This window comes from Lysinibacillus antri, from assembly GCF_003977595.1.
In the GTDB taxonomy this organism is placed as follows: domain Bacteria; phylum Bacillota; class Bacilli; order Bacillales_A; family Planococcaceae; genus Ureibacillus; species Ureibacillus antri.
Genome location: NZ_RYYR01000003.1, coordinates 149,867 through 175,463 on the forward strand (window position 1 = coordinate 149,867; position 25,597 = coordinate 175,463).

Genomic DNA, 25,597 nt, shown 5'->3' on the forward strand with positions numbered 1-25,597 from the left:
GAAATATATAAAAATCCATACTTGAATATCAGTATATGGAAATCGACAAAATCAGTCAAGTATAAAGAAAAGCGAAGAACGCTCGTTCAGCTCCGAAAAAAACTGGAGGGGCTGGCAAGAGGGCGCCTTTTGCCCTTGCAGATAGCACCGAAGTTTTCGAGGAGCTAGCGTTCGCAGCTAGACAATCAGAAAAGCGAAGGGGCTAGCACCTGAAGCTTGACACTTTTCTAAAAAATTATAAAAGATTACTTAACTCATCTTTTGATACTTCAAATCCATCTTCATCTTCGTTTCGATGATGGTTTTGAATGTTTGTTAAACTTACATCATACTCCATTAAATGATCCCAATCATCCGTGTTTAATAAATCAAGTTGAGCCTCTACTAACATTTTAAAACGATTACGGAATACTTTTGATTGTTTTTTTAGCTCGTCAATTTCAATTGCGATTTTACGTGCTTTTCCTAATGCATCGTTCACAATACGGTCCGCATTCTTTTCGGCTTCTTTAATAATTAATTTGGATTCTTGTTGTGAGTTACGTCGAACTTCTTCTGCTGCCTCTTGTGCAACGACAATTGACTTTTGCAGTGTCTCTTCTAATGTATTGTAACGACTCATCTGCTCGGACATCGATTTTACCTTTTCTTCGAGCTCTTTTTTCTCACGCAATATGATTTCATAATCTTTTATTATCTGATCAAGAAATTCATTTACTTCGTCTTCAGCATAACCGCGAAAACCTCGAGTAAACTCTTTATTATGTATATCAAGAGGTGATAATGGCATTTGTCAACACTCCTTTTCTCGTTTAAACTAGATAACCATATTATAACTCGGTAACTAACAGATGACATCAAAAATTCGTATTTTTTTACTTTAATTGATTATTTTTGCTCTAAACGTCCTATTTGAAGTCGAATTTTATCTTTTTTTGTTCGTCCTTCTGTCATAAGAACTTTCAATCTTCCAAACCCTCTTGCTGAAATGATATCCCCTTCTTGAATTTCAAAAGAAGTGTCTTCACGAACAGACCAGTTCACTTTCACCTTGCCTGCTAATATTAATGCTTGAGATTTTTGTCTTGAAAGATTCATAACAGTAGCGAGGATTACGTCTAAACGCATAGAAGCAACAGTATAGGATTTATCTACCCATTCTTCGACCATTTGAATTAGATTTGACGCATCTTTTATTGACTCTACTCTTACTTTCGCTTTACCAATACTCGTAAGATTTACTTTAACGTATTCTTCCACTTCTTTTGCTACTGCAAATTGGATTGTTTCACCATCAATATGGATATCCCCAAATTTACTACGCCCTAAACCTATAGATAGCAAAGCTCCTAATACATCCGGATGTTTTAATTGAATAAATTTAGAAGGATAATGAATTGAACATATTGTAATTTGATAATCTTCAAAAGTAGGTTCGAAATAATTTGGATAGATTAACAGTCGTTGTCGTTCCGCTTCCAAAAATCCACCTTCCGATTTTACTAGGAGCTCACCACTTTGCCCAATAATCGAATGCACAATAAACCGTTCCCGTGGATCTAAAAAATCACATAATTTTGGTGAAAATCGATCTTCTACCTCTCGTTGCCACCCAATCACTTTTTCAATAAAAGGTTGTTCTTCTTTGCGAAAATGTTGTATTACATGTTCCATTTTGTCAGCTCTCTTTTATACAATGTATTATATTATTTCCCAAATAGAATAAATTATAAGAAATGTGCAGTCTATTGGCTCATTCTACCAAATCTTTAATGTAAAAAAACCCCCACTTTTGTAGGGGAGATGTTAGAACATATTATATAAGTTTAACACAACAATTCTTACACCGCGTTCGATAAAGTTTAATAAAAAAATTGCAACAATCGGTGAAATATCAATCATGCCAATTGGCGGAATAAATTTTCTAAAGAAGCCTAAATATGGTTCACATAACTTACCCAGCAGTCGGCCAAATGATGACTCTTGTGCTGCCGGTACCCAAGACATAAGAATGTAAATAATTAGCATAAAAGAATAGATTGAAAAGGCCATTGAAATGATATTAAGAATAGATACAAATGCCATAAAAATAAATTACCCTCTTTACTTTTAATTTAGCTTCTTTTTTATATTACATGTCCAAAACATATAATTTAGAAGCTAACTTCATCCTTAACAGAAATGAAGTTAATGATCGTCATATAAATAATTTGATATTTCGCCTGAAACTTCAACATTATCAGGTGTGCATAAGAAAATATCATTTCCGATTCGTTGGATATCTCCACCCAGTGCATAAACAGTTCCACTTAAAAAGTCGATAATACGTATTCCTGCTTCACGATCAATTCTTTGTAAATTTACGATAATCGCACGTTTACTTTTTAAATGGTCTGAAATATCTTGCGCTTCTGCATAAACACGGGGTTCGACAATGACAACTTTTGATTGTTTTAATGAATTAGTCGAATTAGCCGCTTGTAAACTCACGACATTGTGATGTTGATGATTCGTTTCAATTTCCACAACTTTTCGTTCCTTTTTTGGTCGAGACTTAACGATCGGTTGCTCTTTTACGATATTAATTGGCTGATTTGAGGTTTCAACTTCTTGTACTTCTTCCTCTTCTTCAAGGTAAAAGAAATTTTTAATTTTGTTTTTCATACTCAATCTCGATCCCCTCTTTTCTATCCAACAAGAGCTGTTCCAATTCTTACAAATGTTGCGCCTTCTTCAACTGCTATTTCGAAGTCATTTGACATCCCCATGGAAAGTTCCTCACAAGGTGCAAAAGGTAAACTTAACTTAACAACTTCTTGTTGTAGATTTTTTAAATCCCGGAAAACTTTACGTATTACCGTTTCATCGTCTGTATTTGGTGCCATGGTCATTAAACCAATAATACGAATCTTATCGTATTGTTGTAGGCTTTTAATAAATGGAATAACTTCCTCTGTACTAAGTCCATGCTTTGACTCTTCACCTGAAACATTGGCTTGAATAAAGCAATTAACTGGATTGATTGCTCGTTTATTTATTTCCTCTGCTAAACTTAATCTGTCTAAGGAGTGAAGATAGTCTATTTCATTGATCACTTGTTTTACTTTTCTTGTTTGTAGACTGCCGATATAATGCCATTTTGCTTGATTATTAAATTCGCCCTTTTTTGTTAATAATCCTTCTGGACGATTTTCTCCAAGATGAATTAAACCTGCTTCGATTGCTTCAGAAGTTCGTTCAATCGACACTTGTTTTGTTACTGCAATAATTTTCACATCTTGTGTTACTTGTGCTCTTTTTTTCGCTTCATTAATTTTTTCGTTAATACTTTCCAAATTATGAATAATCTTTGTCACGTTATTCCCAACTTTACATCAATAGTTTCCTTCATTGTATCAATCTGTATAGTAATTTTCAATGAATAGCACGACCTAATTAGAAAAGCGAAAGGCGCTCGCTCAGCTACAAAAATTTTTTCGAAAGGAGCTAGCGCCTCTAGCTAGACACTATTCAACCTTCTAAAAATTTATACTTATTTCCTATTAAGAAAGCTCTCTCACAAGAATGACATCTTTACCTACTACTAAAATATCACTAATCAGGACTTTTCTCACATGTTCATCACTTTGCAAAAACGACATAAACTTTTTTGGCTCTGCTACTAGAAAGGCAATAATATTCCCCGTTTTTTCACAAACTTCTGCATCAATAATATATCCAATAAATCGACCATTACCCGCTTCGATAATCTCCTTTTGTTGCACAGCTGAAAAGCGCATAAAATCTCCTTTCTATAATAAATTCTCAAAAATACATTTTTATATCATATATATGTTGAAAGAATTCCGATTACTAAAAACTTTTCATAAGAAAGTGGCTGCTTAATAAGTGGCATGTTCCCAATTAGGTAGACAAATGAAACATAAAAAAACTACTTTCATTATTGTTATTAGTAATTCAAAAAAGTATTACTTAGTGAGCGGACTTAGCACACAAGCCGCAAAGCCATGTTGTGTATGTCTTTACGACTTGTCTTCATGCTTTGTGTAAGGTCCACTCACATAGGATAACTTCAACTTATCCTTCATAATTTCGTGCGCGGCTTACAGTGGTAGGCCGCGTTTTCTAACTTAAGTTAGCTTCCTAAGCGTTTCGTAATTTAATAATCGTTCTCTTATTGTTGATTTCCATTACAATTAACAAATTTGTATAGCAAAAATAATTAGTCTTTTGATACTAATGGGTGAATTTATTTACTTTTTGGACAGCCCCGAAAAAAACTGGGGAGTTCTAACAAGTGAGTTTAACATGTATAGGAGAAAGTTGAAGTTTCAAAGAGGCTTGGTGCTGAAATTAGTCACTGTGCTAAATTTGTAATTTTATACTTCGCAAAATAAAAACGCACTTAAAAAAAGTGCGCTCAGTCATTATCCTAATTTATAGTCCTTTTGCATTGTCTCAATTGCATTCTTTTCTAAACGTGAAATTTGCGCTTGAGAAATGCCTAGTGATTTTGCAATTTCAGTTTGTGTTTCACCATAATAGAATCGTTTGGAAAGAATCATTTGCTGTCTTTCATCTAATTTTTGCATGCTCTCTTTTACACTAACATACGCAACCCATTGATCTTCTGATACATCATCATCTCTTAATTGATCCATGATATAGACTGCATCTCCACCATCTGAATAGATTGGTTCTTGAAGAGATAGAGGATCCTGAATTGCATCTAAAGCATATAAAACGTCTTCTTTCTTCATTTCAATTGCTTCTGCCAGTTGCTCAATTGTTGGCTCATATAAATTTTCTGAAATAAATGCTTCCTTTGCCTGCATCGCTTTGTAGGCGATGTCTCGCAATGATCGTGAGACACGTAATGCATGATGGTCACGCAAATGTCTTCTGATCTCACCAATTATCATTGGTACTGCATACGTTGAAAATCGAACATTATGTTTCAAATCAAAGTGATCAATAGCCTTTAATAAACCAATACATCCCACTTGGAACAAATCATCCGCCTGTTCACCACGGTAAGAAAATCTACCAACAATACTTAATACAAGTCGTAAATTGCAAATGACTAGTTCATCTCTTACCCACTCTTCTCCAGATTGTAGGCGAACGAACAGCTCTCTCATCTCTTCATGTTTTAGAACTGGCAAAGAAGCAGTATCTACACCACAAAGTTCTACTTTAGTACGAACCATCTTCTTTTCCTCCGAACTAGTTTTTTGTCTCTGAACTGTTTTTTCAGTTTGTCCGGAAAAAAGAAGAGTATGCACAAATTATTCGTCCAATTTCATCCAATTCCTTAAGAAATGGGTTGATTTAAATGTTCACGTAAATCTAAAATAATTTTCTTTTCAAGTCGCGAAATATAGGATTGTGAAATTCCTAAATGATCGGCCACTTCTTTTTGTGTCATTTCCTGTTTGCCATTTAAACCAAAACGACACTCCATTATATATCGCTCACGCTCACTTAATCCGTTAATGGCTTGGAACATTGTTGCGCGTTCAATTTTCTTTTCTACATCATTCATAATAATCTGTTCTTCTGTCCCTAAAATATCTGATAGTAATAATTCATTACCATCTGGGTCAGAGTTTAAAGGCTCATCTAATGACACTTCACCTTTCATACGGCTTGTCTTTCTTAAGTGCATTAAAATCTCATTTTCAATACAACGTGATGCATATGTGGCTAATTTAATATTTTTTTCAGTATTAAATGTTTCGATTGCTTTAATTAAGCCAATGGAACCGATACTAATCAAATCTTCAATCGGTGTACCTGTGTTATCAAAACGTCTAGCTATATATACAACAAGACGTAAGTTTCTTTCAATTAGTGTGTCACGTGCTCTTAAATCACCATTCATAAAGGCTTCAATAACTGTCGTTTCTTCTTCTCTAGTCAATGGTACTGGCAATGAATCGTGCCCTCCTATATAGTATGTTCCTTTAGTACGAAACTTACTCCAAATTTTTCTAAATAGGTTGATTAATCTATTAAACAATCATTTTCCCCCTTTATGCGTAATTTTCATAACGCTAAAACGTGAAGAATCATTTGCGCTTCTTGTGGATACCTTGCATCTTGTCTAGTAAACACGACATATTGCTCAAAGATCTCCTTCTCGGTAGTTCCAATAATTTTTAACCGATCGAATCGGAATGCAAGAACTGTCGACTTATCCTGTTGCACAGTGGACAATGTCAAAATTCGGATTTTTGGAAAAACGTTTGAAGGAAACATATTTAATTGATACGGATTTTTCTCATCCCATGCTAATAATGCATCGTTAAAATTTTTTGGTAATGCCTCTTTAACCGCATTGTATGAAAGAAAATGTACTGGCTTCCCGCTCATCGGTTCTATACATTCATTGCCCGTATCAATAAAACCCTTTAGTTCATAATTCTGTTTGAACAATTCAAGCTCACAATGTACCACAAAAGATTGCTGTATTTTCGCTTTACTCATCTGTCTCCATTTAGCGTGAATTGTTGTTAAACTCAAAAAGGCAATCGCTGTACATAAAATAAAAAATAATAGTTCGGATTGGTTAAGTAAAAAGGGTAGTAAACTTGTTAAAACGCCACCGAGGAAGAACGTAGTGAGAAAAAGGACTGTTCCTTGTTTTAACAACGACTGGAAACGAAATGAAAAAGCTAGTCCAATTAAAACGATAAAACTAACGAATGCACCGAACAAGGATTGATAAAATATAGATGCAATTAATCCACTACAAAACGCACTTAGAAGTAATCTACTCCTTTTTACATACAATCCCGTTATTTCTTGTGTAAACTTTAATAAAAAATAGTTAAACAACGTATTGTATAGTACGAGTAATTCTCCAATCATTTTTGCGTCCTCCTAGTTAAAAGATTAACACTAGCTTGATGTAGAAAATGTCAAACCGTCGTAGTAAACACAAAAATAATTTAGACATTATATTCTAGAAATCTAAATATTTTGACATATTGTTACAATCATCATTTTTCTTAGCAAATTAATTAATTTCGTAGGTTAACCTACGAAATAAGCATCACTCATTATCAAACCGCTTCATTTAAGTGAAATAAAAAAAGACTAAAAAGCTATATTAATAACTTTTCAGTCTCTAAATCCCATAAAAAAGCCCCCCACCTATAGAGTGAGAAGCTTCTTTTGTCGAATATTCAAATACTTATCCACGATTACGTCGATTGCGTAAGAATGTAGGAATTTCTAAAAAATCATCCTGTTGTTGAACTTGACGTGTCGGTTCTGGTTGTTGGACAGGCTGTTCTTGAACACGCTCACGACTTGGTGCTTGTTGTTGTGGTTGAGAAGTTTGACTACCACCACGAATTGTACCCATCGGACGTGTATTTTGACGTTGTTGTTCCACAATGTCGTCAGAGAAACCTGTAGCAATAACTGTTACGATTATTTCATCATTTAAATTTTCGTTAATTACCGAACCGAAAATCATATTTACTTCTTCATCAGATGCAGAAGCAACGATATCAGCCGCTTCTTGAACTTCGAATAAACTTAAGTTCGATCCACCTGTGATGTTCATAATTACACCTTTTGCTCCGTCAATAGATGTTTCAAGTAATGGACTTGAAATGGCTTTTTTCGCAGCCTCTGTTGCACGGTTTTCACCAGTCGCAATCCCGATCCCCATTAATGCTGAACCTTTATCAGACATAATTGTTTTTACGTCTGCAAAGTCTAAGTTAATAAGACCTGGTGTTGCAATTAAATCTGAAATCCCTTGAACACCTTGACGTAAAACATTATCTGCTTCACGGAAAGCTTCAAGCATTGGCGTACTTTTATCAACAATTTGAAGTAATTTATCATTTGGTATAACAATTAGTGTGTCGACTGCATCTTTCATTGATGAAATACCGCCGATTGCTTGTGTTTGACGTTTACGACCTTCGAACGAGAACGGACGCGTTACAACACCAACTGTTAAGGCTCCTAAATCACGTGCGATTGACGCTATAACTGGGGCAGCTCCTGTACCTGTTCCTCCGCCCATACCAGCAGTAACGAAGACCATGTCTGCTCCACGTAGAACTTCCTCAATTTGTTCACGACTTTCTTCTGCGGCTTTCTTCCCTACTTCTGGGTTTGCCCCCGCACCTAGTCCTCTAGTTAATTTATTACCAATTTGCAATCTATACTCTGCTTTTGATAGATTTAAAGCTTGTGCATCCGTATTTACTGCAATAAAGTCAACACCTTGAACACCGTGTTCAATCATCCTATTTACTGCATTATTTCCGCCACCGCCAACGCCAATTACTTTTATGTTAGCTAGTTGGTCTATACTCGTATCAAATTCTAACATCGTTTCTCCTCCTGCCACACTAGTCTTTCAGAAATTACTCAAAAAACTTATCAAATAGTTTCTTCGCTTTGTTAATTACGCTTGTTTTATTCTGGTTGCTCTCTTTTTCAGATGTATTCGCTTGTTTCTTAGGAGGAGTTGAACCTGCTCCAGCTGTTGCATAAACAGGTGTTTCACTCGGGCTTCTACCGTAAAAATCATCCTCTAAGTGTGCATATCTGATTAATCCGACTGCAGTTGTGTATGATGGTTCACGCACACCAATATAATCTGGCGTATAAATTCTTACACGTGTTTGCATAATCTGTCTTGCTAGTTGTGCAATACCCTCTAACTGGGCAACGCCACCTGTAAGAACTATTCCACCAGGTAAATCACGTACCCCTAATCTTACTAGTTCGTCTAAAACAAGTTCAAACATTTCTTCTAGACGTACACCAATAATTTCAGAGATAAATTTTTGACTATATTGATCTGTTGCATCAGTTCCTGAAACAGGGACTTCAAAAATCTCGTCATCGGATGCATCATCATAAAACGCATGTCCAAACTGTTTTTTTATTAATTCAGCTTGTTCAGTAGGGGTTTTTAGTACTATTGATAAATCCTTAGTTATATGTTCGCCACCAACAGGGATAACTCCTGTTCGTGTTAATAATCCATCTTCAAAAACTGCAATCGTTGTAGATCCACCACCTAGATCAATAAAGGCAGTACCTTGGTTTTTTTCATCCTCCGTTAAAGAGAAGTAGCCCGCTGCTAAAGGTTGCAAATAAATTTCTCTTATTCTTAAACCAGCTCGTTCTACGCAACGTAAAACATTATGAACTAAAGTTTTAGAAGTTGTAATCATTGTTGCATCCATTTCTAAACGAATACCAATCATACCACGAGGATCTTTAATTTCATCTAAATTATCCACAATAAATTGACGTGGGATTAAATTTACAAGCTCTCGCTCAGGTGGAATCGACATTACTTGTGCGGATTCAATAACTCTCTCTAAATCATCATCAGTTATTTCACGATTTTCACTATTGACTGCGACAACACCTTTAACTGGTTGGAGAGTTGTTTGGTTTGCAGGTATACCGAGCACTACTTCATCTATTTTTATCCCTGTCATTCGCTCCGCTTGGTCTACTGCTTTTTTAATGGATTGTACCGTTGCATCTATATCAACAATCGTGCCTTTACGAATTCCATTAGATTTAGCGTTACCTACACCAATAACATGTAGTTGATTATCTGTAATATCTCCTATCAAGACTTTAATAGAAGTTGAACCAATATCTAGTGAAATATAAATATCTTGGTGATTCACCTACCGCACCTCCTTCGATTACTGTGCTATGTTCATTCTATTGTAATTCAAATGCATTGTCTAAATAAATTCAAGTACCCCATACAATTTTATAGCTATTATACTGCATTTTCATCTTTTTTTATATGTCTCTCTTCCCATTTTGTTATCAAAATTCGTCGAATGACTGCAATATTTTGGAATAGTCGGACACCAAAGGCAAAAATGGCAGCTAAATATAAGTCAACGCCTAAGTGAACACCTAAAAATGCTAACCCTGCAGCTAAAGCAATATTGAAGAAAAACCCCGAAAGAAACACTTTATCGTCGTATACTTGTTGCAAGTTTGCCCTTATACCACCAAAAAGCGTATCAAGGGCAGCAAGAACAGCAATTGATAAGTAGTTTTCGTATACTGCAGGAATATGAATATCGGTAAGTAAACCTAAAGCTAGTCCTAAAAGTAAACCAAGAAATGGTAACCACATATTCTATTCCCCTTTGTCATTTTCAACTAAATAAGTATTGGATAAATTACCATCATACGCACTTACCGTAATACTTGGTTGTGCTTCATTAATGACTAAACTTAAATTATCGAGATAAAAATCATCACGAAATGCAGAGGCAAATAAGTAACTATATAGTTTTTCTGCTTTTTCAAAATTTTCCGTAATAATGTATATATCAATATTTGTACTATCGATTGGAACACCATTAACAGTGGTCTTTCCATTTATATCACGAATTGCTGACGTATGAACGAGCCTTTGTCCATCGATTTCAATAAAGTGACCATTATATCGGTAAATCTCATTCACTAATCGAATTAATAAATTAGGCGATATAGGCTCAATTTGAAATCCCATTTCAAGCAATTCAGCTGCTGGAACAATGTTTAATACAACTCCTGGACCTGTTATACTACTTAAACCGGCCCTTTGTTTTAATTCCTCTACAGTATCTTTTAATATTTGCGCTTGACTTTCCGTATCATTATTTTCATATTCCTCAACTACAGAGCTCAATGTTGCAATTTCTGAGAGCAATTCGGAGTGACGTTTTTTTTCTTCTGATAATTCTTGGCGTATTTCCCAAATATCACGTGTATCTCTTGTTGTTGGCATTTGTACTGTATTATATTGAACTGCAATCATGACCCCTACAATAAATGACACTACCGTAATTCTGGTAATAACTTTCTTATCCACTCACAAATCCTCCTTTCATAGAAATGCGTAAGTGGCTCATTCAGCTGCGAAAAAAACCATGTACTAAAGTAACTAACTTACACCTTCATCATTATCATTTATTGATGGCATTTCAATTAAGCTACTTTCTTCAATTGTAACAACAATTCGGTCATTTAATAATTGATCAAACACGCCACCTACTATTTTTAAAGACGTATGAAGTGCCTTAGCATCTCCAACTGCTTCAATCACAAAAGGTGCGGGAAATTGTTTGCCATCTATCGTTATGACCGGACCATTACAGCGAATGAAGGAATCGGTTTTAATTCTTTGCCCGTTCACTGTAATTGCTTCGGCGCCGGAAATTTTCAACTCGTTGATGACAGCAAACACATGACTTTCATGAACGATATAATCATTCGGGTTTGGTGAATTTGGATCATATTCACTATCCTTTAAAATCACCCTAATTCCCTCTCCATAAGCTGGAATCTCACCTAGTAATAAGCGTAACTTATCTGCTTCTTGAAGTAAGTGGTCATAGTCTTCCTCGTTTTCTGCAAATGTTTTTTCATATTCCCTACGCTTTGTTTGCAAAGCAATTAATTCTTCAATTAATTCTTTATTACGCTCTTTTTGAGAAATTAAATCTTCCCGATAGGACTCTTCTTGTTCCAGGTATGACGTATTCACTTTAACTTCATCTTTTGTAAGTTTATAGGAATATCCAATCATAAATCCGGTTGCGATGCATACAATTAGTACGATGAACTGTTTTCTTGTAAATTTGTTTTTTTTATTGTGTAATGGTTTCTTCTTCATCAACCAACACTTCCTGTCCTTCACTTTCTGCTTCTACTTCTTCAAAATTCAGATTAAGCTGTGTATACTCGTCGTTATAAGATCTGTAATAGGAACCGACTTCGATATCAATAATCCCTTTTTCAAAATCACCCGTATTTTCAATTTGTGCAACAATGGATGGATAATAATTTAATTTTTTGGCCAATGTAGTTATTTCTGCTCTTACTTCATACCCATCATTCATATACAACGTGATAGAGTAAGGATCCGCACTAGAAGGAGTTGCATTAATTTGGGATATTAATGCCAAAACTGTAGTATCCAACTTAGCTAACTCTTTTAATAGACGTTTTCTTAACTTTTCATCCTCAAACTGTAAGAATAATGGTGCATCAATTGGCTCCATCGTACTTGGTTCCTTAAAAACATCACCATTTTCTAACATTGGATAAAATACATTGTCTTTTGAAATATAAGCGACTTTTTGCCATTCATCTACTTTTATTTCAACCGTCGTTAACCATTTTCTTTTAACTTGTACATCTTTCACCCAATGCTGTTCTTTTATACTTTTCTCCACTTCTCCTTCACGGAAACCCCACATTGAATCTCCAGTTTGCAAACCAGAATAGTTTATGTATTCTTCATTATCGACAAGCTCTGCCCCAGATATGTTAATCTTTTTTATATCACTAAATGGCGATTGGAAATAAAGGAGTAAAAATAATGTAATGAAAAACAAAAAGATTAATACGGTAAATTTAAAATTAGTTCTTCTTCTTCTTTTTTCTCTTAATGTTGGTATACGATCTTCAATGTCAATTACTTTGTCCATAATTTTTACTCCTCCTTCCTTTCGTAAACTATACATTTTCGGTTCGGTTTGAAATACTTACGACGATTGCTACGACAAACCAAATAATCATTAAGGATGTACCACCATAACTAATAAAAGGTAATGTAACCCCTGTTACTGGTATTAATCCGATGACTACGCCAATATTTAATGCCGCTTGGAAACCTACCATGCCAACTAAAGCTGAGATTGCATAAAAATCTGAACTTTTTAAAGATTGAATAGCTAATCCACAGCCTGAATAAATGAATAACCCAAATAAAACTAAAACAACACAGCCACCTAAAAAACCAATTTCCTCTAAAATTATTGAAAAAATAAAGTCATTTTGTGGTTCAGGTAAATAAAGAAATTTCTGTCGACTTTCTTGGAAGCCATGTCCCAACAGTCCAGCTGGTCCAATAGCAAGTAATGATTGCACCGCTTGGAAGCCACTTCCTAAAGCATCTGCCCATGGATTGATGAATGCCTCAATACGCTTTAGACGGTACGGAGCAGAAGCAATTAAAGCGACTAATCCAACTACACCAAGCACAATAAATCCAACATATAACTTAATTGGGTATTTCGCAATAAATAACAAGATAAATGCGGAAACAACGAGAATAAACACAGAACCAAAGTCAGGCTGTAACATAATTAAAGCACATGGAAGAAGAATGATCACAAAATGCTTTATTTGTACAACACGTTCATCATTTCGCACCTTACTTAACAGGAAGCTTAAATACATTAATGTTGTGATTTTCGCTAATTCCGCTGGTTGAATTGTGAGTGGCCCTAAACCAATCCAACTTTGCGAACCATTTCGCACTAGTCCAATCCCTGGAACAAGCACCAATACAAGCAATAATAACGAAAATACATATAGAGTAATCCACGTTTTTTCTAATGTGAATAGAGGCATATTCGCTACAAACATAAATACGGCAATCGCTAATACCAAGTACACTAATTGCTTTATATAAAAGGGTAGTTGTCCTTCGTAATGAATGGAACTCCAATATGTACCAGCGGAATAAATAAAAATAATACCTACCATTGATAAAAGGAACGCAGAGATAATGAAAAGCCTTTTATAAGTAAACTTCAGTTAAGGCATCCTTTCATAAGAACTTATTAAATAAGAAAAATTGCTCGAGCTAGTGACAGTTCAAACTAAAACATACGAATACCATCTAACATTTAAAGGAATGTGCTTAGAAGCTTAAGCAATAATCCTAAGCACTTTAATAAAGTTAGAGTTGATTTGCAGCATCGATAAACAGATCGCCACGTACTTCAAAACTTTTATATTGATCCCAACTAGCACAAGCTGGTGACAATAAAATCACGTCTCCACTGTTTGAAATCGGTGCTGCTTGCTTTACTGCATCTTCAACATTTTGAGCAAGAACTGTTATTTCAATACCACAGGATTTCGCAAATTCGATGAAACGTTCACCTGTTTGGCCATAAGCAACTACCGCTCTCACATTTTGCATGGAATCTCGTAAATCTTCAAAGGAATGACCACGATCAAGACCGCCTGCAATTAATACAATTGGTTCTTTAAATGCATTCAATGCCACTTTTGTTGCTAAACAATTCGTTGCTTTTGAATCGTTGTATATTTTCCGACCATTCCATTCTCGTACAAATTGAGTACGATGACGAACACCAGTAAAAGTCTTTAGAACTTCTTCTACCGATGCTTTGTCACAATCAAATAAAATACAAGTAGCAAGAGCCGCCAAAATGTTTTCTAAATTATGTTTTCCAGGTAATGCAATGTTTGCTCGACTTAAATAAGGCTTACCCTGCCAATAGATTGTCTCTTCATCGGCACTAATCCCCTCTTCTGTTCGTCCACTTGAACTAAAAGGAATTTTCTTCGCCTTTGAACGCTCCGCAAATTTTGCTACAAATTCTTGGTCTGCATTATAAATGAACCAGTCCTGTTCATCTTGATTTTTTGTAATATTAAATTTTGCTTCCGCGTACTCCTCGAAAGTGCCATGATAATCAAGATGCGCATCAAATAAATTTGTTAAAATCGCAATATGCGGTTTAAACTCCACTGTCCCCATTAATTGGAAAGATGATAGCTCTGTTACAATAATATTCTCTTTTTTCGCTTCAGCAGCTACTCCACAAGCAACCGTTCCAATGTTCCCTGCAATTAAAGGTTGTTTTTTACTATTTTGAAGCATTTCAAAAATTAATGTCGTTGTTGTTGTCTTGCCATTTGTTCCCGTAATGCCGATAATTGGCGCCTCACTAATTAAATAAGCAAGTTCAACTTCTGTAATTACTGGCAAGCCTCGATTAATAGCATCCGCTATAATTTGATTAGAATAAGGAATTCCTGGATTTTTCACAATTAATTCAAAACCTTCATCTAACAAATCTTCTGGATGACGCCCACAGATCACTGTAATGCCCTTTTGAAGTAGCATTTGCGCCTGAGGATTTTCATCAAAGGGCTTTGAATCATTAACCGTTACGAAAGCTCCTAGCTGATGAAGTAGCTCCGCAGCTGCAACACCACTTTTAGCCAATCCTAATACTAATACCTTTTTATGTTGTAGTTTTGTAAATTCAATCATATTAATGCCTCCATTACTACTGCAATTAACGCCACAAATAATGCTGTTGACCAAAAGACACCGACTACTTTTCGCTCAGACCAACCTGATAATTCAAAATGGTGATGAATTGGGCTCATTTTAAATATACGCTTCTTCCGTAATTTATAGCTACCAACCTGTAAAATCACCGATAATGTTTCTATTACAAAGACAAGTCCAATTAATAGAAGTAATAATTCGGCTTTTACTAACACAGAAACAAGGGCAAGAGCACCACCTAAAGCAAGTGAGCCAGTATCACCCATAAATACTTTTGCTGGATTTGCATTGAAAATTAAAAATCCAAGTAATGCGCCGGTAACTGCAAAGGTAAATAACGCCACATCGTATTGTTCATTAAATAAAGCAATCACGCCAAATGCAGTAAAGGCAATCGAGGCTGTACCAGCTACTAATCCATCCAAACCGTCTGTTAAATTGACGGCATTGGAAAAACCAACTAACCAAAAAATTAAAAAGCCAACATATAGAATCCCTAAGTCAATTGACCAATCTGTATACGGTATGCTAATCGAAGTATCAAATGAACCTAAACGTAATAATAGGAAGGATGCAATTGAGATAATAATTTGCCCAATTAACTTTTGCAAAGAAGTTAATCCTAGATTACGTTTAAAGATTACTTTAATGCCATCATCTAAAAACCCAATTAGACCAAAACCAGCTAGTACAAGAATCATTACAACCGATTGCGTTGTAAACAAATGATATATATTCCCAACAATGACCGTCGTAGCAATGATTGATATTAGAAAAATGATACCACCCATCGTTGGGGTACCTGCCTTTTTCATATGAGATTGTGGACCTTCTTCCCGTATACTCTGTCCAAATTTCATACGACGTAAGATTGGAATTGCTATTGGAGCTAAAACCACTGAAGCTAAAAATGAAGCTACTAGAATGGTTATTGTTGTTGTAATTGTCATGTTAAATCTCCTTTAAAGTCTTGTTCTTCCTAAAATGATACCTCATAAAATAATTCTTCAATCAGAAGTTTTTTTATGAAACGTTCTGATGATTAATCGAGCTAATCAGCTATGACGGGCAGTAGACCTCCACACTATTTTCGAGTCACTTCTTAAGTGGAAATCTGACTACCCGTTCATGCAAGAGAACTAACAGAGGTTTTTTCATCATTGATCAAGAACTAGTTATCTCCTAAATACAAATGGATTGTACCATCTTGTTCTAGGATGTTTTCAGGTTCCGGTAATTGTGCGGTAACAATATTCCCTTCCCCATGCAACTCAATTTTAAATGGATATTGTAATTTCATTATCTCATCTTTTTCGTATCCGACTAAATTTGGGACACGTTCTGTTAGAGGGTCGCCCCATCGATATTGTTTTTCTAATTGGCCTTCGCGGTTTACGTCTAATCCAATGATTGGTGCAATGTCTTCAATAATTTGTCCAACAATTGGTGCTGCGATTGTACTACCAAATACTAGAGAGCCCTTTGGATTATCCACCGCCACATAAACAACCACTTCTGGGTTATTTGCTGGGGCAAATCCGATAAATGAAACGATATAATCGCCATCTTTATATCGACCATTTTCAACTTTTTGAGCGGTACCCGTTTTCCCTCCAATGCGAAATCCATCTCGGAAGGCTGCACGCCCTGAACCATTCGCTACTACTGATTCCAACGCTTCTCGAACTTGCTTTGAAGTATCTTCGCTAATAACTGTTCGTTTTAACTCTGGTTTATTTTCTAATATGATCTTCCCTGATTCAGGGTCATAAACCTTGGATACTACATATGGAGTAAATAACTTCCCACCGTTTACTGCTGCAGCTACTGCTTGGACTTGTTGAATAGGTGTAACCGCTATTCCTTGACCAAAAGAGGTTGTAGCATGTTCCACGGGTCCGAACGCTTTTTCAGAGAAGAGAATTCCTGAAGCCTCCCCAGCGATATTCGAACCAGTTGTTTCCCCAAAGCCAAAGTTTTTAATATATTGTAATAATTTTGTCGGTCCAACACGTTGACCTAATTCGATAAATCCAGGGTTACAAGAATTTTCAACTACTTGTAAAAAGGTTTCACTACCATGTCCTTCACGTTTCCAACAACGAAGTCTTGCTCCTTCTACCATCGTATACCCTTTATCATGGAATGTATCCTTCTCTAAGTCGACAACCCCTTCTTCAAGAGCAGCACTTAATGTAATAATTTTAAAGGTTGATCCAGGTTCATAGGTCATCCAAACAGGTAAATTCCGATTATAAATAGAAGAATCTACATCCTCAAAGTTAGAAGGGTCATATGTAGGATAAGAAGATAATGCTAATATTTCCCCAGTATTGACATTCATTGCAATAGCTAAAGCTTGGTCGGCATCGTATTTTTCCATTGCCTGTGTTAATTCTCTCTCTACCACTTGCTGAACATCTAAATCAATGGTTAGTTCCACGGTTGCACCTTGATCCCCTTCACGCCATTCGTCATCCACGTGAGGTAAAGAATTGCCCTTCGCATCTGTAAATAGACGAATTGCCGCACTTTTAGAGGTTAACACTTTATCATATTGGTATTCGATTCCTGCAAGCCCTTGTGTGTCATATCCTGTAAATCCAATGAATCGTGATAATAAATTGCCATACGGATAATGACGTACGTAATCAACTCCACTATATAAGCCGTCGATTTTTAAACCTTGAATTTGCACTGCTTGTTCATAGGAAATGTTTTTTGCTTCCGGTGCTAATTTTACTAAATAGCTTCGTGAGTTCATCTTTTCAAAAAGCTTTTTCTCATCTAGTTTTAACACTTGAGCGATTTGTTTTGCGGCAAGTTCGACATTATCATTTTGTGCAGGCATAAAATAGAGAGTTGGAGCTAGTTTATTTGTCACAATGACATTTCCTTTACGATCTGTTATCTCCCCTCGCTCAGAAGCAAAGGGAATTTCTCTATCCCAATTTTCTTTTGCAAGTTCTGTTAACTTATCATGCTGTATAACCTGTACATAAAATAATCGTAGAACAACGGCTATTCCAAAAAGGATAAAACCATAAAGAATTAGTTTTAATCGTTTTTTTGAAATGGTAGATATCCACTTCATTCGATATTCACACCTCGTTTTTAACAAAGTATGATTTGAAGTGGACATCTATTCGAACAGTTGTTTAATCTTGTGGCAATATCTCACCTTCTGCACTTGTTTCTTCTAGTGGTTCTGTATACATTTCCTCAGGTGTTTTTAGTTTAACAACAATTGGCGAAGAATCGACGACGATCGTATTAGGTGATACGCTCTGACTTTCTACATACCCCTCTCCAACAGTTTCAATCGGCAACCCTGACATACTCTTATAGACAAGGACATTTCGAAGGGACCATTTATCAAAAGAAGGTAGTGTAATCACTCCATCTGTCTTTAAAAATACTAAACTACCTTTTGTAATTGCTAGATTGTTATCCGGATATTGATCAATGATGGTACCACCTTCACCGATGACAATAGGTGTAAGTCCTTGATTTGTTAGTTCAACTTGAGCACTTTCTACATTGTGCCCAATATAGTCGCCCATACTTGTCTTTTCAACTTGCGCCACATTTTCTGGATTAATGTTTAAATATTTTAAGCTATTTTGAACGACTGTATTAAAAATTGCTGCAACAGGTTCTGATCCGCCTTCTGTTACTGCTAACTGCGGCTTTTTCACTGCCACATAAACAATTAATTGTGGATCTTCAACAGGAGCTAATCCTAAGAAAGAATACAGATAATTATTTTTGCCTGAAAAATACCCGCCACCCGGTCTAGCAATTTGGGCCGTACCCGTTTTTCCTCCGACTGTATATCCTTCAAGTGCAAATCGTTTCGCAGTACCAACTTCTGAAGTAATCGTAGAGGCTAACAATTCACGGACTTGTTTAGCCGTTTCAGCAGAAATTGGTTCACCTTTCATAGTAGGTTCCGTTTGCTTCACCGTTTTTCCATTGGCATCTACAATTTTATTAATTACATATGGTTGCATCATCTTCCCGTCATTTGCGATTGCTGTCATTGCTTGAATAAGTTGAATCGGTGTTACTGTAGAGCCTTGTCCAAATGAAGTCGTAACACGGTTAATCGGATACGTCGCTAAAAGTGTACCCGTTGCTTCTCCAGGTAAATCAATGCCTGTTTTATCACCAAAACCAAACTTTTGTAAATAGTCAATAAAGGTTTCATCACCAATCATTTGCAATAAATAAGCCATTGACGTATTCGCAGATCTTTGGAAACCTTCTAAGTAACTAATTTTCCCCCACCCAACATAGTTATGGTCACGGATTGTTCTATCTAAAATTGTATAGCTACCCGATTGGAATGTTGCATTTGGATGCCAATTTCCAGTTTCAATTGCTGTAGCCAATGTAAACGTTTTTAAAGTAGAACCTGGCTCAATTACATTTTCGATCACTTCATTTAACCAGCCATTTTCAAGTCCAACTCTAGTATCCGGATCAAAGGTCGGTCTTTGTGACATCGCTAAAATTTCACCAGTTTTCGGATTTGCTACCACTGCAACAATCGATTCTGGATTATATTGTTCGTATACTTTGGACATCGATTCTTCTAAGAAATTTTGAATCGTTTTATCCAATGTTAAATAAATATCATCACCATTTTCAGCTGGCTCCACCATCTTCTCACTATTTGGAAGTAAATATCCAAATATATCACTCTCGTATTTTAAGGTACCATTTTTACCAGACAATTCTTTATTATAAATTGATTCTAACCCCATTTTTCCAATTGTCTGAAATGTACCATCATCTTGATTTTCCTTTTGAGCAAAGCCAATTAAGTGAGATGCAAATGGTCCATTTGGATAATATCGTTTTGTGTCACTTGCAAATGTTATACCAGAAAGTTTTTCTTTTTTAATTGCTTCCATCTTGTCATGACTGATACTGCGACCTGCCACACCAAACTCCACTTGATATGGTTGTCTTCCATCGCTTAATTTTTTCGTGAGAATTTTATAGATTTCCGTTTCTTCCATTGGGATATGCTTAGCTAAAACTTTTGCGGTTTCTGCAGGATCTACCACATGTCTTGGTTCTTTTGAATTTTTTGTTGCTTGAGGATTGACTACTGCTATTAACCGATAACTTAACGTATCTTCTGCAATCACATTTCCATTGCGATCTAATATTTTCCCCCGCTCAGCCGTTAATACTGCCTCTTTTCCATAAAGGGCGGCTGCTTTTGCCTCTAACTTTTGACCATCCACAACACCTGTTGCTTGAATGTAAAAAATCCTAATTAATAATGCAAAAAAGAGCCCTCCATATAGTAATAACATTAGAAAGGCTCCCCATTGGAATCGAAATTTCTTTTTTTTCATTCTCCCGGCACTACCTTTACATTTTTCTCGTTAAGAGTCAAACCGAGTGCTTTTGCTTTTTCCCATATTCTTTCATACGTTGATAACTCACTCACTTGAACTTTTAAATCCACATTTTGTTTTTGAATCTCTGAAATTTCAGTTTCAATTTTTTGTATTTCGTACGTTGTTTGTTGGATTGTACTTTGTTTGTGTAGGATGGATACTGCTACTAGAGCAACAACTATGACAAATGCGATATATAAAAGTCTTTCTTTTAGTGTGATTATTTTATTAGGTTTATTATTTTTTTGTTTTTTTGAAGGTGGTGTTTGTGGTGGAGCGACAGGTTGTTGGATATATGATTGTTGCCTAACACGAACTGCCATTTACCCACGTCCTTTTTCATTTATTTTCTCTGCAATTCTAAGTTTTGCTGATCTAGAACGATTATTTTCCTCAAGTTCTTCTTCTGATGGAAGTATTGGCTTTCTCGTTATAAGTTTTAGGGTCGGCTTAAATTCTTCTGGAATCACTGGTAAACCTGGTGGTAGATCCGGAAGCGAAGAAGCTTCTTTAAAAATTGTTTTTGTCAAACGGTCTTCTAATGAATGGAATGTGATAACACTTATTCTTCCCCCGACCTTTAACATCTCGATTGCATCAACTAATGAATCCTCAGCAGCACCGAGTTCATCATTTACTGCAATTCGAATGGCTTGGAACACTCTTTTCGCTGGATGGCCGCCTTTTCTACGTGCAGCAGCTGGTATGCCTTCTTTAATTAATTCTACTAGTTGTCCTGTAGTCTCAATTGGGGCATGTTTTCTTGCTTCTTCAATTTTACGAGCAATCTGTTTAGAGAACTTTTCTTCTCCATAACGGAAAAATATTCGCACTAAATCTTCATATGCCCATTCGTTCACTACATGAAAAGCAGTTAAATTCGCTGTTTGATCCATGCGCATATCAAGGGGTGCATCATGATGATAACTAAATCCACGCTCTGGTGTGTCGAGTTGAGGCGAAGAAACACCTAGGTCATAAAGAATACCATCTATTTGATTAATATTTATTTGCTGTAATTGTTGTTTTATATAACGGAAGTTTGTATGTACAAATGTTACTCGGTCTAGGTATTTTTCTAGGCGAATTTTCGCATTGTTTATCGCTATCATATCTTGATCGAAACAAATCAATCGTCCTTCTGGTGATAATTGTGAAACTAAATACTCACTATGGCCAGCGCCACCTAAAGTACAGTCTACGTAAATCCCATTTGGATTGATGTTCAAGCCATCAACGGTTTCTTTTAATAACACGGTTGTATGATCGAACATAAACCATTCTCCTTCTTGTGCTTTTTCTAGAAGTCAAAGCCAATTAAATTTTCTGCAATATCATTGAAAGATTCTTCTGCTTCATTGAAATAAGATTCCCAAGCGTCTTTAGCCCAAATTTCAATTTTACTTGAAACCCCTATCACAACGCATTCTTTTTCAAGTTTTGCGTATGTAGACAAAGGAGTTGGAATGTTGATTCGACCTTGTTTGTCCAATTCAACTTCTGTTGCCCCTGAAAAGAAGAACCGCGCAAAAGCACGAGCATCCTTTTTTGTCATAGGCAATTCTTTCAATTTTTCTTCGAGTTTTCGCCACTCGTCCATAGGATATCCAAAAAGACAGTTATCAAGTCCGCGAGTAATGACAAAAGTATGACCTAATGCATCACGGAACTTTGAAGGAATAATGAGACGTCCTTTTGCATCAACGGAATGTTGAAATTCCCCCATGAACACGCTACTCACCCCACTTTAGTAAATAATGTACCACATTCCCCCACTTTCCTCCACAGTTTTAAAGACTTTGTAACCCAATTTTTATAATTTGAGAAAATAGTACTTTATATGTAAATAACAGGTAAGTTATTAGGCATAAAAAAAAGAGCTATCCCTTAGAGATAACTCGAAAAATCGCGAAAGAACGTTACAAACGAACTACATAATGGATATTTGCAATTTTCATTGGTAATGCACATAAATCCTCAATTAATGATGGACCATATAAATTTAAATATTGGAAAGGATTATACACTCGTTCTTGAAGCGTTCCATTTGGATAAAGTTCCGCGCTGATTGTATTAAACTGACGAATTGTCTTGTCATGTTTAATCCGTACTTGTTGTTCGATTTTACTACTTAAGTAATCCAGCTGCTTTTTATGATAGCCCTTATTCTTTTCAACGATTGACTTTAAGTTTAGTTGTTGGGCATCTAGGTGTGTCATTAATTCTGCATATTGCTGTTGTAGCGAATCGTGAATCGCCTCGATCTGGTTTTTTGCTTCCACATCTTGAACACTGTTAATAAATTGCTCTTTTTGTTCTGTTGCGCCACCTTCAATAACCTGTAACATAGACAACTGGAAATCAGCTAGTAATTGGTCTACTTTTCTTGTCATAAGGGAAATATTAAGTCTTGGTGCTAAAATCGGCATCTGTAAATTTAGAGCGGAAAATGCATTTTTTAACGTTGCCCAATATGCTAACTCTCCTGGACCACCGACAAAAGCTAAAACAGGGATCGTCATTTCTTGCATTAACGGTCTTGTTACTACATTGTTACTTAATTGTTCTGGATTTGTTAAAGCAATATCTAGAAGATGCTCCTTCGTGAATTTATGTAATCCAGAGGCATCTTGGAAATCACCATTTTTTCTCTCCAATAAAAATCGTTCGCCATCTTTCACATAGAATAAATTTGCATTTCCCACTACCGCATTAATGGGTGTCCCATAGCCAGCTTGATCGAAAGCTTTTTCCTGTGCTACTACTTCCATTGCAATTTGTTCATTATGGTTGATGATCTTTTCAAAAAATGAAGATTCGTATTTACGAAAAGGGGCATAAGCTGCATCAATCATTAACAATCCTTCTGTTTGGAATAATCCATTCATTGTATGTGCAAAGAATTGTGTAAATGTTTCACTTTGCTCCACCATTCGTAAAACAAAATGATATAAATCGTTTGTATATTCCGTTTCACCATAGTCTTTAAAAACGGCGTCAATAAATTGTACTAATTGTTCTTTTTGTAAAGGCGTTTTGGATGCCATTAATTTTTTATGTGAACGTTCGCCATATACTCTTTTTTTAGGCATACTATCCACAATCGTATACGTATGATTGATTTCTTCTATATCATGATCTTCTCCCGCGATCCAAAAAAGCGGAACGATCTTTTCACCTAATTTTTCACTTTGCTCTTTTGCTAACAATATGACCGAGATTGCTTTATGAACTGAATATAATGGACCAGTTAAAACACCTGCTTGTTGCCCACCTACAACGGCTACAGCACCGTTCTCTAACTGATGGATATGCTCTTCTTGTTTTTTTGAAAGTCCAAATTGTTGCATAAATGTACGAATAATATTCCCTAATTGTTGAGAATCGTAAAACTGTTCTTTTAAATAATTATACCTAAGAACAAAAGCGTCATCGTTATATTCATATTGATAAAATGGTTTTACTTTTTCACTATGTGACCAATAATCAAATAGCAATTGATTGCTAACTGGTAATTCAACCTGTTCCAGCTTCATAAAAAAACTCCTCTACTAATCAATTACACCTTCGTAATTGCGTCCAGAATCGGACTCATGTTCTATTTAAAATATGTGTTATTTTTTTAACTCTACTTATTGTAAACGTTCAATCCTTCACTTCAAAAGAAAATGCTTATTAATTGCCAATGTAAGCCATTATACTTTGAACTAAACCTATAATCCAAATGATCATATAGCAAAAAGTTAACAGTATAAAATATAATCGCCAAACCTTTTTAAATAACGGCAATACTTCAATTTCTTTTTTCGTTCGCCAATCTATGTATGTAAAAATAATTGCAATTAAAATCGCAATGATGAAAACAAAAACACTAAAATTCTTTCCCCATAAACTCGACATTGACAAAGGAACAGAAAAAAATAATACAAGGGTTGTCACATCTGCAGCAAATCCAAATGCTTTCGAATTTTTCATCTTTCTCTTTCGAAAAATAATATATGTCATGAAAAAAAGAATAATAGGAAATAATATTATTGTACTAACAATGTATTGTAAAAGTAATTTCACATTTTCTCACCACTCTCTTCTAACGCTAATAGTAAATGATAGAATGTTGTTAAGATCGGTACGTTTTTTCCCAATCGCGCTGCCTTTCTTATTACCGCCCCTACAATCGTTTCCACTTCTGTCGGACGATTTTGTAATCGATCACTCAACATGGAAGAAGTATTCATAGCCGTTTTACGACATAGATTTTTAACGTCCTCTAGTTTAAAACGTGATTTTTCTTCTGGAAATGCTTCCATCAATTCATCATATAAACTGATTAATAGTTGTTCTGAATGAGGGTTTTTTACTAATTCTCCATTTTTCACATTTAAAATGGCCGTTAAAGGGTTAATAAAACAATTTAACAACGCTTTTTCAAATAGCATTTTTTCTGCATTTTCTTCTAATCTAAATTGAAAGTTTTCCAATTGACGTTGCAATATCGAATCCATCACTAGGTGATCGCCTCTACCAAGAGCTAGCTTAACAATTCCTTGACCTCGATGAACGACTGTATACGCATTTGTCCTTTCTGCTCCGAATTGACAAGACCCAAATACAATTGTTTTTTGGGGTAGTTTCAATGCCTCTTCATAATGCGCTAATCCATTTTGTAGAAAAAGCAATGAAATGTTAGCAGACAATGTTTCGAACCTTTTGTACAAATCATGAAGTTGCCCATATTTAACTGCAACAATGACTAATGTATTTTCCTCTATAGCTAAGAGATCTGTCCTAATTTTGATTTGTACTTTATATAAGGAGCCGTCCAAATTAATACGAACTAAACCTTGCTCTTGAAGTTGTTGTGCTTGTTCTTTTCTTTTTACGTATAGCGATACATCCTGACAACTTTGTGATAAAAAACTTGCAACTAACATTCCGACCGAGCCTGCTCCGACAACTACTATTTTCATTTGTACACCTTCTTTGATCATGAATAATCGCGGTTTCTTTAAATTTATTCGCACTTATTCCAAAATACTCTCATTAAACATTAATCGCA

The 25,597-nt window shown here is 35.6% G+C and carries 26 protein-coding genes and 1 other annotated feature (1 of these 27 only partly in view); all 26 genes read right to left on the reverse strand.

All coding sequences use genetic code 11. The annotated features are described in order from the left end of the window. Nucleotides 1-2: a binding site (T-box leader), on the reverse strand (it extends 245 nt beyond the left edge of the window). A gap of 233 nt (nucleotides 3-235) precedes the next feature. Beyond that, entirely contained in the window at nucleotides 236-790 is a 555-nt protein-coding gene (locus EK386_RS03480; RefSeq protein WP_126657637.1) for a DivIVA domain-containing protein, read from the reverse strand. Between the two features lie 98 nt (nucleotides 791-888). Beyond that, nucleotides 889-1,674 carry a YlmH family RNA-binding protein gene (locus EK386_RS03485; RefSeq protein ID WP_126657638.1) on the reverse strand — a complete coding sequence of 262 codons (786 nt, stop codon included), beginning with the start codon at nucleotides 1,672-1,674 and terminating at the stop codon, nucleotides 889-891. A 132-nt stretch (nucleotides 1,675-1,806) separates the two neighbouring features. Then, the gene (locus tag EK386_RS03490) at nucleotides 1,807-2,085 is read right to left on the reverse strand and encodes a YggT family protein (protein WP_126657639.1); all 279 of its coding nucleotides are present in this window, start codon (nucleotides 2,083-2,085) and stop codon (nucleotides 1,807-1,809) included. A gap of 102 nt (nucleotides 2,086-2,187) precedes the next feature. Then, nucleotides 2,188-2,670, reverse strand: coding sequence for a cell division protein SepF (locus EK386_RS03495; RefSeq protein ID WP_126657640.1), 483 nt, complete (start codon nucleotides 2,668-2,670; stop codon nucleotides 2,188-2,190). 17 nt (nucleotides 2,671-2,687) lie between these two features. Beyond that, nucleotides 2,688-3,356: a YggS family pyridoxal phosphate-dependent enzyme gene (locus EK386_RS03500; protein ID WP_126657641.1), complete on the reverse strand. Its 669-nt coding sequence runs from the start codon at nucleotides 3,354-3,356 to the stop codon at nucleotides 2,688-2,690. Between the two features lie 186 nt (nucleotides 3,357-3,542). Continuing rightward, entirely contained in the window at nucleotides 3,543-3,779 is a 237-nt protein-coding gene (locus EK386_RS03505; RefSeq protein WP_126657642.1) for a PRC-barrel domain-containing protein, read from the reverse strand. A 648-nt stretch (nucleotides 3,780-4,427) separates the two neighbouring features. Beyond that, the gene (gene sigG, locus EK386_RS03510) at nucleotides 4,428-5,210 is read right to left on the reverse strand and encodes an RNA polymerase sporulation sigma factor SigG (protein WP_126657643.1); all 783 of its coding nucleotides are present in this window, start codon (nucleotides 5,208-5,210) and stop codon (nucleotides 4,428-4,430) included. A 104-nt stretch (nucleotides 5,211-5,314) separates the two neighbouring features. Beyond that, complete coding sequence (gene sigE / locus EK386_RS03515) at nucleotides 5,315-6,022, reverse strand: RNA polymerase sporulation sigma factor SigE (RefSeq protein WP_126657644.1); 708 nt, start codon at nucleotides 6,020-6,022, stop codon at nucleotides 5,315-5,317. Between the two features lie 26 nt (nucleotides 6,023-6,048). Next, entirely contained in the window at nucleotides 6,049-6,873 is an 825-nt protein-coding gene (locus EK386_RS03520; protein ID WP_126657645.1) for a sigma-E processing peptidase SpoIIGA, read from the reverse strand. 325 nt (nucleotides 6,874-7,198) lie between these two features. Continuing rightward, the gene (gene ftsZ / locus EK386_RS03525; protein ID WP_126657646.1) at nucleotides 7,199-8,359 is read right to left on the reverse strand and encodes a cell division protein FtsZ; all 1,161 of its coding nucleotides are present in this window, start codon (nucleotides 8,357-8,359) and stop codon (nucleotides 7,199-7,201) included. 34 nt (nucleotides 8,360-8,393) lie between these two features. Beyond that, nucleotides 8,394-9,683, reverse strand: coding sequence for a cell division protein FtsA (gene ftsA, locus EK386_RS03530; protein ID WP_126657647.1), 1,290 nt, complete (start codon nucleotides 9,681-9,683; stop codon nucleotides 8,394-8,396). A gap of 98 nt (nucleotides 9,684-9,781) precedes the next feature. Then, entirely contained in the window at nucleotides 9,782-10,150 is a 369-nt protein-coding gene (locus tag EK386_RS03535) for a small basic family protein (protein WP_126657648.1), read from the reverse strand. A gap of 3 nt (nucleotides 10,151-10,153) precedes the next feature. Then, the gene (locus EK386_RS03540) at nucleotides 10,154-10,873 is read right to left on the reverse strand and encodes a DUF881 domain-containing protein (RefSeq protein WP_126657649.1); all 720 of its coding nucleotides are present in this window, start codon (nucleotides 10,871-10,873) and stop codon (nucleotides 10,154-10,156) included. Between the two features lie 72 nt (nucleotides 10,874-10,945). Then, nucleotides 10,946-11,677 carry a DUF881 domain-containing protein gene (locus EK386_RS03545; protein ID WP_126657650.1) on the reverse strand — a complete coding sequence of 244 codons (732 nt, stop codon included), beginning with the start codon at nucleotides 11,675-11,677 and terminating at the stop codon, nucleotides 10,946-10,948. Continuing rightward, the gene (locus EK386_RS03550) at nucleotides 11,652-12,494 is read right to left on the reverse strand and encodes a cell division protein FtsQ/DivIB (protein ID WP_126657651.1); all 843 of its coding nucleotides are present in this window, start codon (nucleotides 12,492-12,494) and stop codon (nucleotides 11,652-11,654) included. Before EK386_RS03550 ends, EK386_RS03545 begins: the two co-directional genes overlap by 26 nt. Before the next feature lie 28 nt (nucleotides 12,495-12,522). Further along, on the reverse strand, nucleotides 12,523-13,608 hold the full coding sequence (locus tag EK386_RS03555; protein WP_255507882.1) for an FtsW/RodA/SpoVE family cell cycle protein: 1,086 nt from the start codon (nucleotides 13,606-13,608) through the stop codon (nucleotides 12,523-12,525). 145 nt (nucleotides 13,609-13,753) lie between these two features. After that, complete coding sequence (murD, locus tag EK386_RS03560) at nucleotides 13,754-15,103, reverse strand: UDP-N-acetylmuramoyl-L-alanine--D-glutamate ligase (RefSeq protein ID WP_126657653.1); 1,350 nt, start codon at nucleotides 15,101-15,103, stop codon at nucleotides 13,754-13,756. Continuing rightward, complete coding sequence (gene mraY, locus EK386_RS03565) at nucleotides 15,100-16,074, reverse strand: phospho-N-acetylmuramoyl-pentapeptide-transferase (RefSeq protein WP_126657654.1); 975 nt, start codon at nucleotides 16,072-16,074, stop codon at nucleotides 15,100-15,102. The genes murD and mraY overlap by 4 nt, the downstream gene beginning before the upstream one ends. 221 nt (nucleotides 16,075-16,295) lie before the next feature. Further along, on the reverse strand, nucleotides 16,296-18,218 hold the full coding sequence (locus EK386_RS03570; RefSeq protein WP_126657655.1) for a penicillin-binding transpeptidase domain-containing protein: 1,923 nt from the start codon (nucleotides 18,216-18,218) through the stop codon (nucleotides 16,296-16,298). 64 nt (nucleotides 18,219-18,282) lie between these two features. Then, nucleotides 18,283-20,496: a penicillin-binding protein gene (locus tag EK386_RS03575; protein ID WP_179965989.1), complete on the reverse strand. Its 2,214-nt coding sequence runs from the start codon at nucleotides 20,494-20,496 to the stop codon at nucleotides 18,283-18,285. After that, nucleotides 20,493-20,864, reverse strand: coding sequence for a cell division protein FtsL (ftsL, locus tag EK386_RS03580; RefSeq protein WP_126657657.1), 372 nt, complete (start codon nucleotides 20,862-20,864; stop codon nucleotides 20,493-20,495). Before ftsL ends, EK386_RS03575 begins: the two co-directional genes overlap by 4 nt. Further along, nucleotides 20,865-21,815 (reverse strand): 16S rRNA (cytosine(1402)-N(4))-methyltransferase RsmH, encoded by a 951-nt coding sequence (gene rsmH / locus EK386_RS03585; RefSeq protein ID WP_126657658.1) that lies wholly within the window; start codon nucleotides 21,813-21,815, stop codon nucleotides 20,865-20,867. It abuts the gene before it with no gap. Nucleotides 21,816-21,841: 26 nt separating this feature from the next. After that, nucleotides 21,842-22,273, reverse strand: coding sequence for a division/cell wall cluster transcriptional repressor MraZ (gene mraZ / locus EK386_RS03590; protein WP_126657659.1), 432 nt, complete (start codon nucleotides 22,271-22,273; stop codon nucleotides 21,842-21,844). A 187-nt stretch (nucleotides 22,274-22,460) separates the two neighbouring features. Then, nucleotides 22,461-24,077: a bacillithiol biosynthesis cysteine-adding enzyme BshC gene (gene bshC, locus EK386_RS03595; RefSeq protein WP_126657660.1), complete on the reverse strand. Its 1,617-nt coding sequence runs from the start codon at nucleotides 24,075-24,077 to the stop codon at nucleotides 22,461-22,463. Between the two features lie 139 nt (nucleotides 24,078-24,216). Further along, entirely contained in the window at nucleotides 24,217-24,609 is a 393-nt protein-coding gene (locus EK386_RS03600; RefSeq protein WP_126657661.1) for a DUF3397 domain-containing protein, read from the reverse strand. Further along, nucleotides 24,606-25,508: a ketopantoate reductase family protein gene (locus EK386_RS03605; RefSeq protein WP_126657662.1), complete on the reverse strand. Its 903-nt coding sequence runs from the start codon at nucleotides 25,506-25,508 to the stop codon at nucleotides 24,606-24,608. The genes EK386_RS03600 and EK386_RS03605 overlap by 4 nt, the downstream gene beginning before the upstream one ends. Nucleotides 25,509-25,597 lie beyond the last annotated feature (89 nt).

Coding starts and splice junctions, on each gene's coding strand:
- mraY (WP_126657654.1), bottom strand. CDS start 16,074: ATGACAATTACAACAACAATAACCATTCTAGTAGCTTCATTTTTAGCT.
- EK386_RS03575 (WP_179965989.1), bottom strand. CDS start 20,496: ATGAAAAAAAAGAAATTTCGATTCCAATGGGGAGCCTTTCTAATGTTA.
- EK386_RS03485 (WP_126657638.1), bottom strand. CDS start 1,674: ATGGAACATGTAATACAACATTTTCGCAAAGAAGAACAACCTTTTATT.
- ftsL (WP_126657657.1), bottom strand. CDS start 20,864: ATGGCAGTTCGTGTTAGGCAACAATCATATATCCAACAACCTGTCGCT.
- EK386_RS03545 (WP_126657650.1), bottom strand. CDS start 11,677: ATGAAGAAGAAACCATTACACAATAAAAAAAACAAATTTACAAGAAAA.
- EK386_RS03550 (WP_126657651.1), bottom strand. CDS start 12,494: ATGGACAAAGTAATTGACATTGAAGATCGTATACCAACATTAAGAGAA.
- EK386_RS03535 (WP_126657648.1), bottom strand. CDS start 10,150: ATGTGGTTACCATTTCTTGGTTTACTTTTAGGACTAGCTTTAGGTTTA.
- rsmH (WP_126657658.1), bottom strand. CDS start 21,815: ATGTTCGATCATACAACCGTGTTATTAAAAGAAACCGTTGATGGCTTG.
- EK386_RS03520 (WP_126657645.1), bottom strand. CDS start 6,873: ATGATTGGAGAATTACTCGTACTATACAATACGTTGTTTAACTATTTT.
- EK386_RS03605 (WP_126657662.1), bottom strand. CDS start 25,508: ATGAAAATAGTAGTTGTCGGAGCAGGCTCGGTCGGAATGTTAGTTGCA.
- murD (WP_126657653.1), bottom strand. CDS start 15,103: ATGATTGAATTTACAAAACTACAACATAAAAAGGTATTAGTATTAGGA.
- EK386_RS03570 (WP_126657655.1), bottom strand. CDS start 18,218: ATGAAGTGGATATCTACCATTTCAAAAAAACGATTAAAACTAATTCTT.
- EK386_RS03480 (WP_126657637.1), bottom strand. CDS start 790: ATGCCATTATCACCTCTTGATATACATAATAAAGAGTTTACTCGAGGT.
- bshC (WP_126657660.1), bottom strand. CDS start 24,077: ATGAAGCTGGAACAGGTTGAATTACCAGTTAGCAATCAATTGCTATTT.
- sigG (WP_126657643.1), bottom strand. CDS start 5,210: ATGGTTCGTACTAAAGTAGAACTTTGTGGTGTAGATACTGCTTCTTTG.
- EK386_RS03490 (WP_126657639.1), bottom strand. CDS start 2,085: ATGGCATTTGTATCTATTCTTAATATCATTTCAATGGCCTTTTCAATC.
- ftsZ (WP_126657646.1), bottom strand. CDS start 8,359: ATGTTAGAATTTGATACGAGTATAGACCAACTAGCTAACATAAAAGTA.
- EK386_RS03505 (WP_126657642.1), bottom strand. CDS start 3,779: ATGCGCTTTTCAGCTGTGCAACAAAAGGAGATTATCGAAGCGGGTAAT.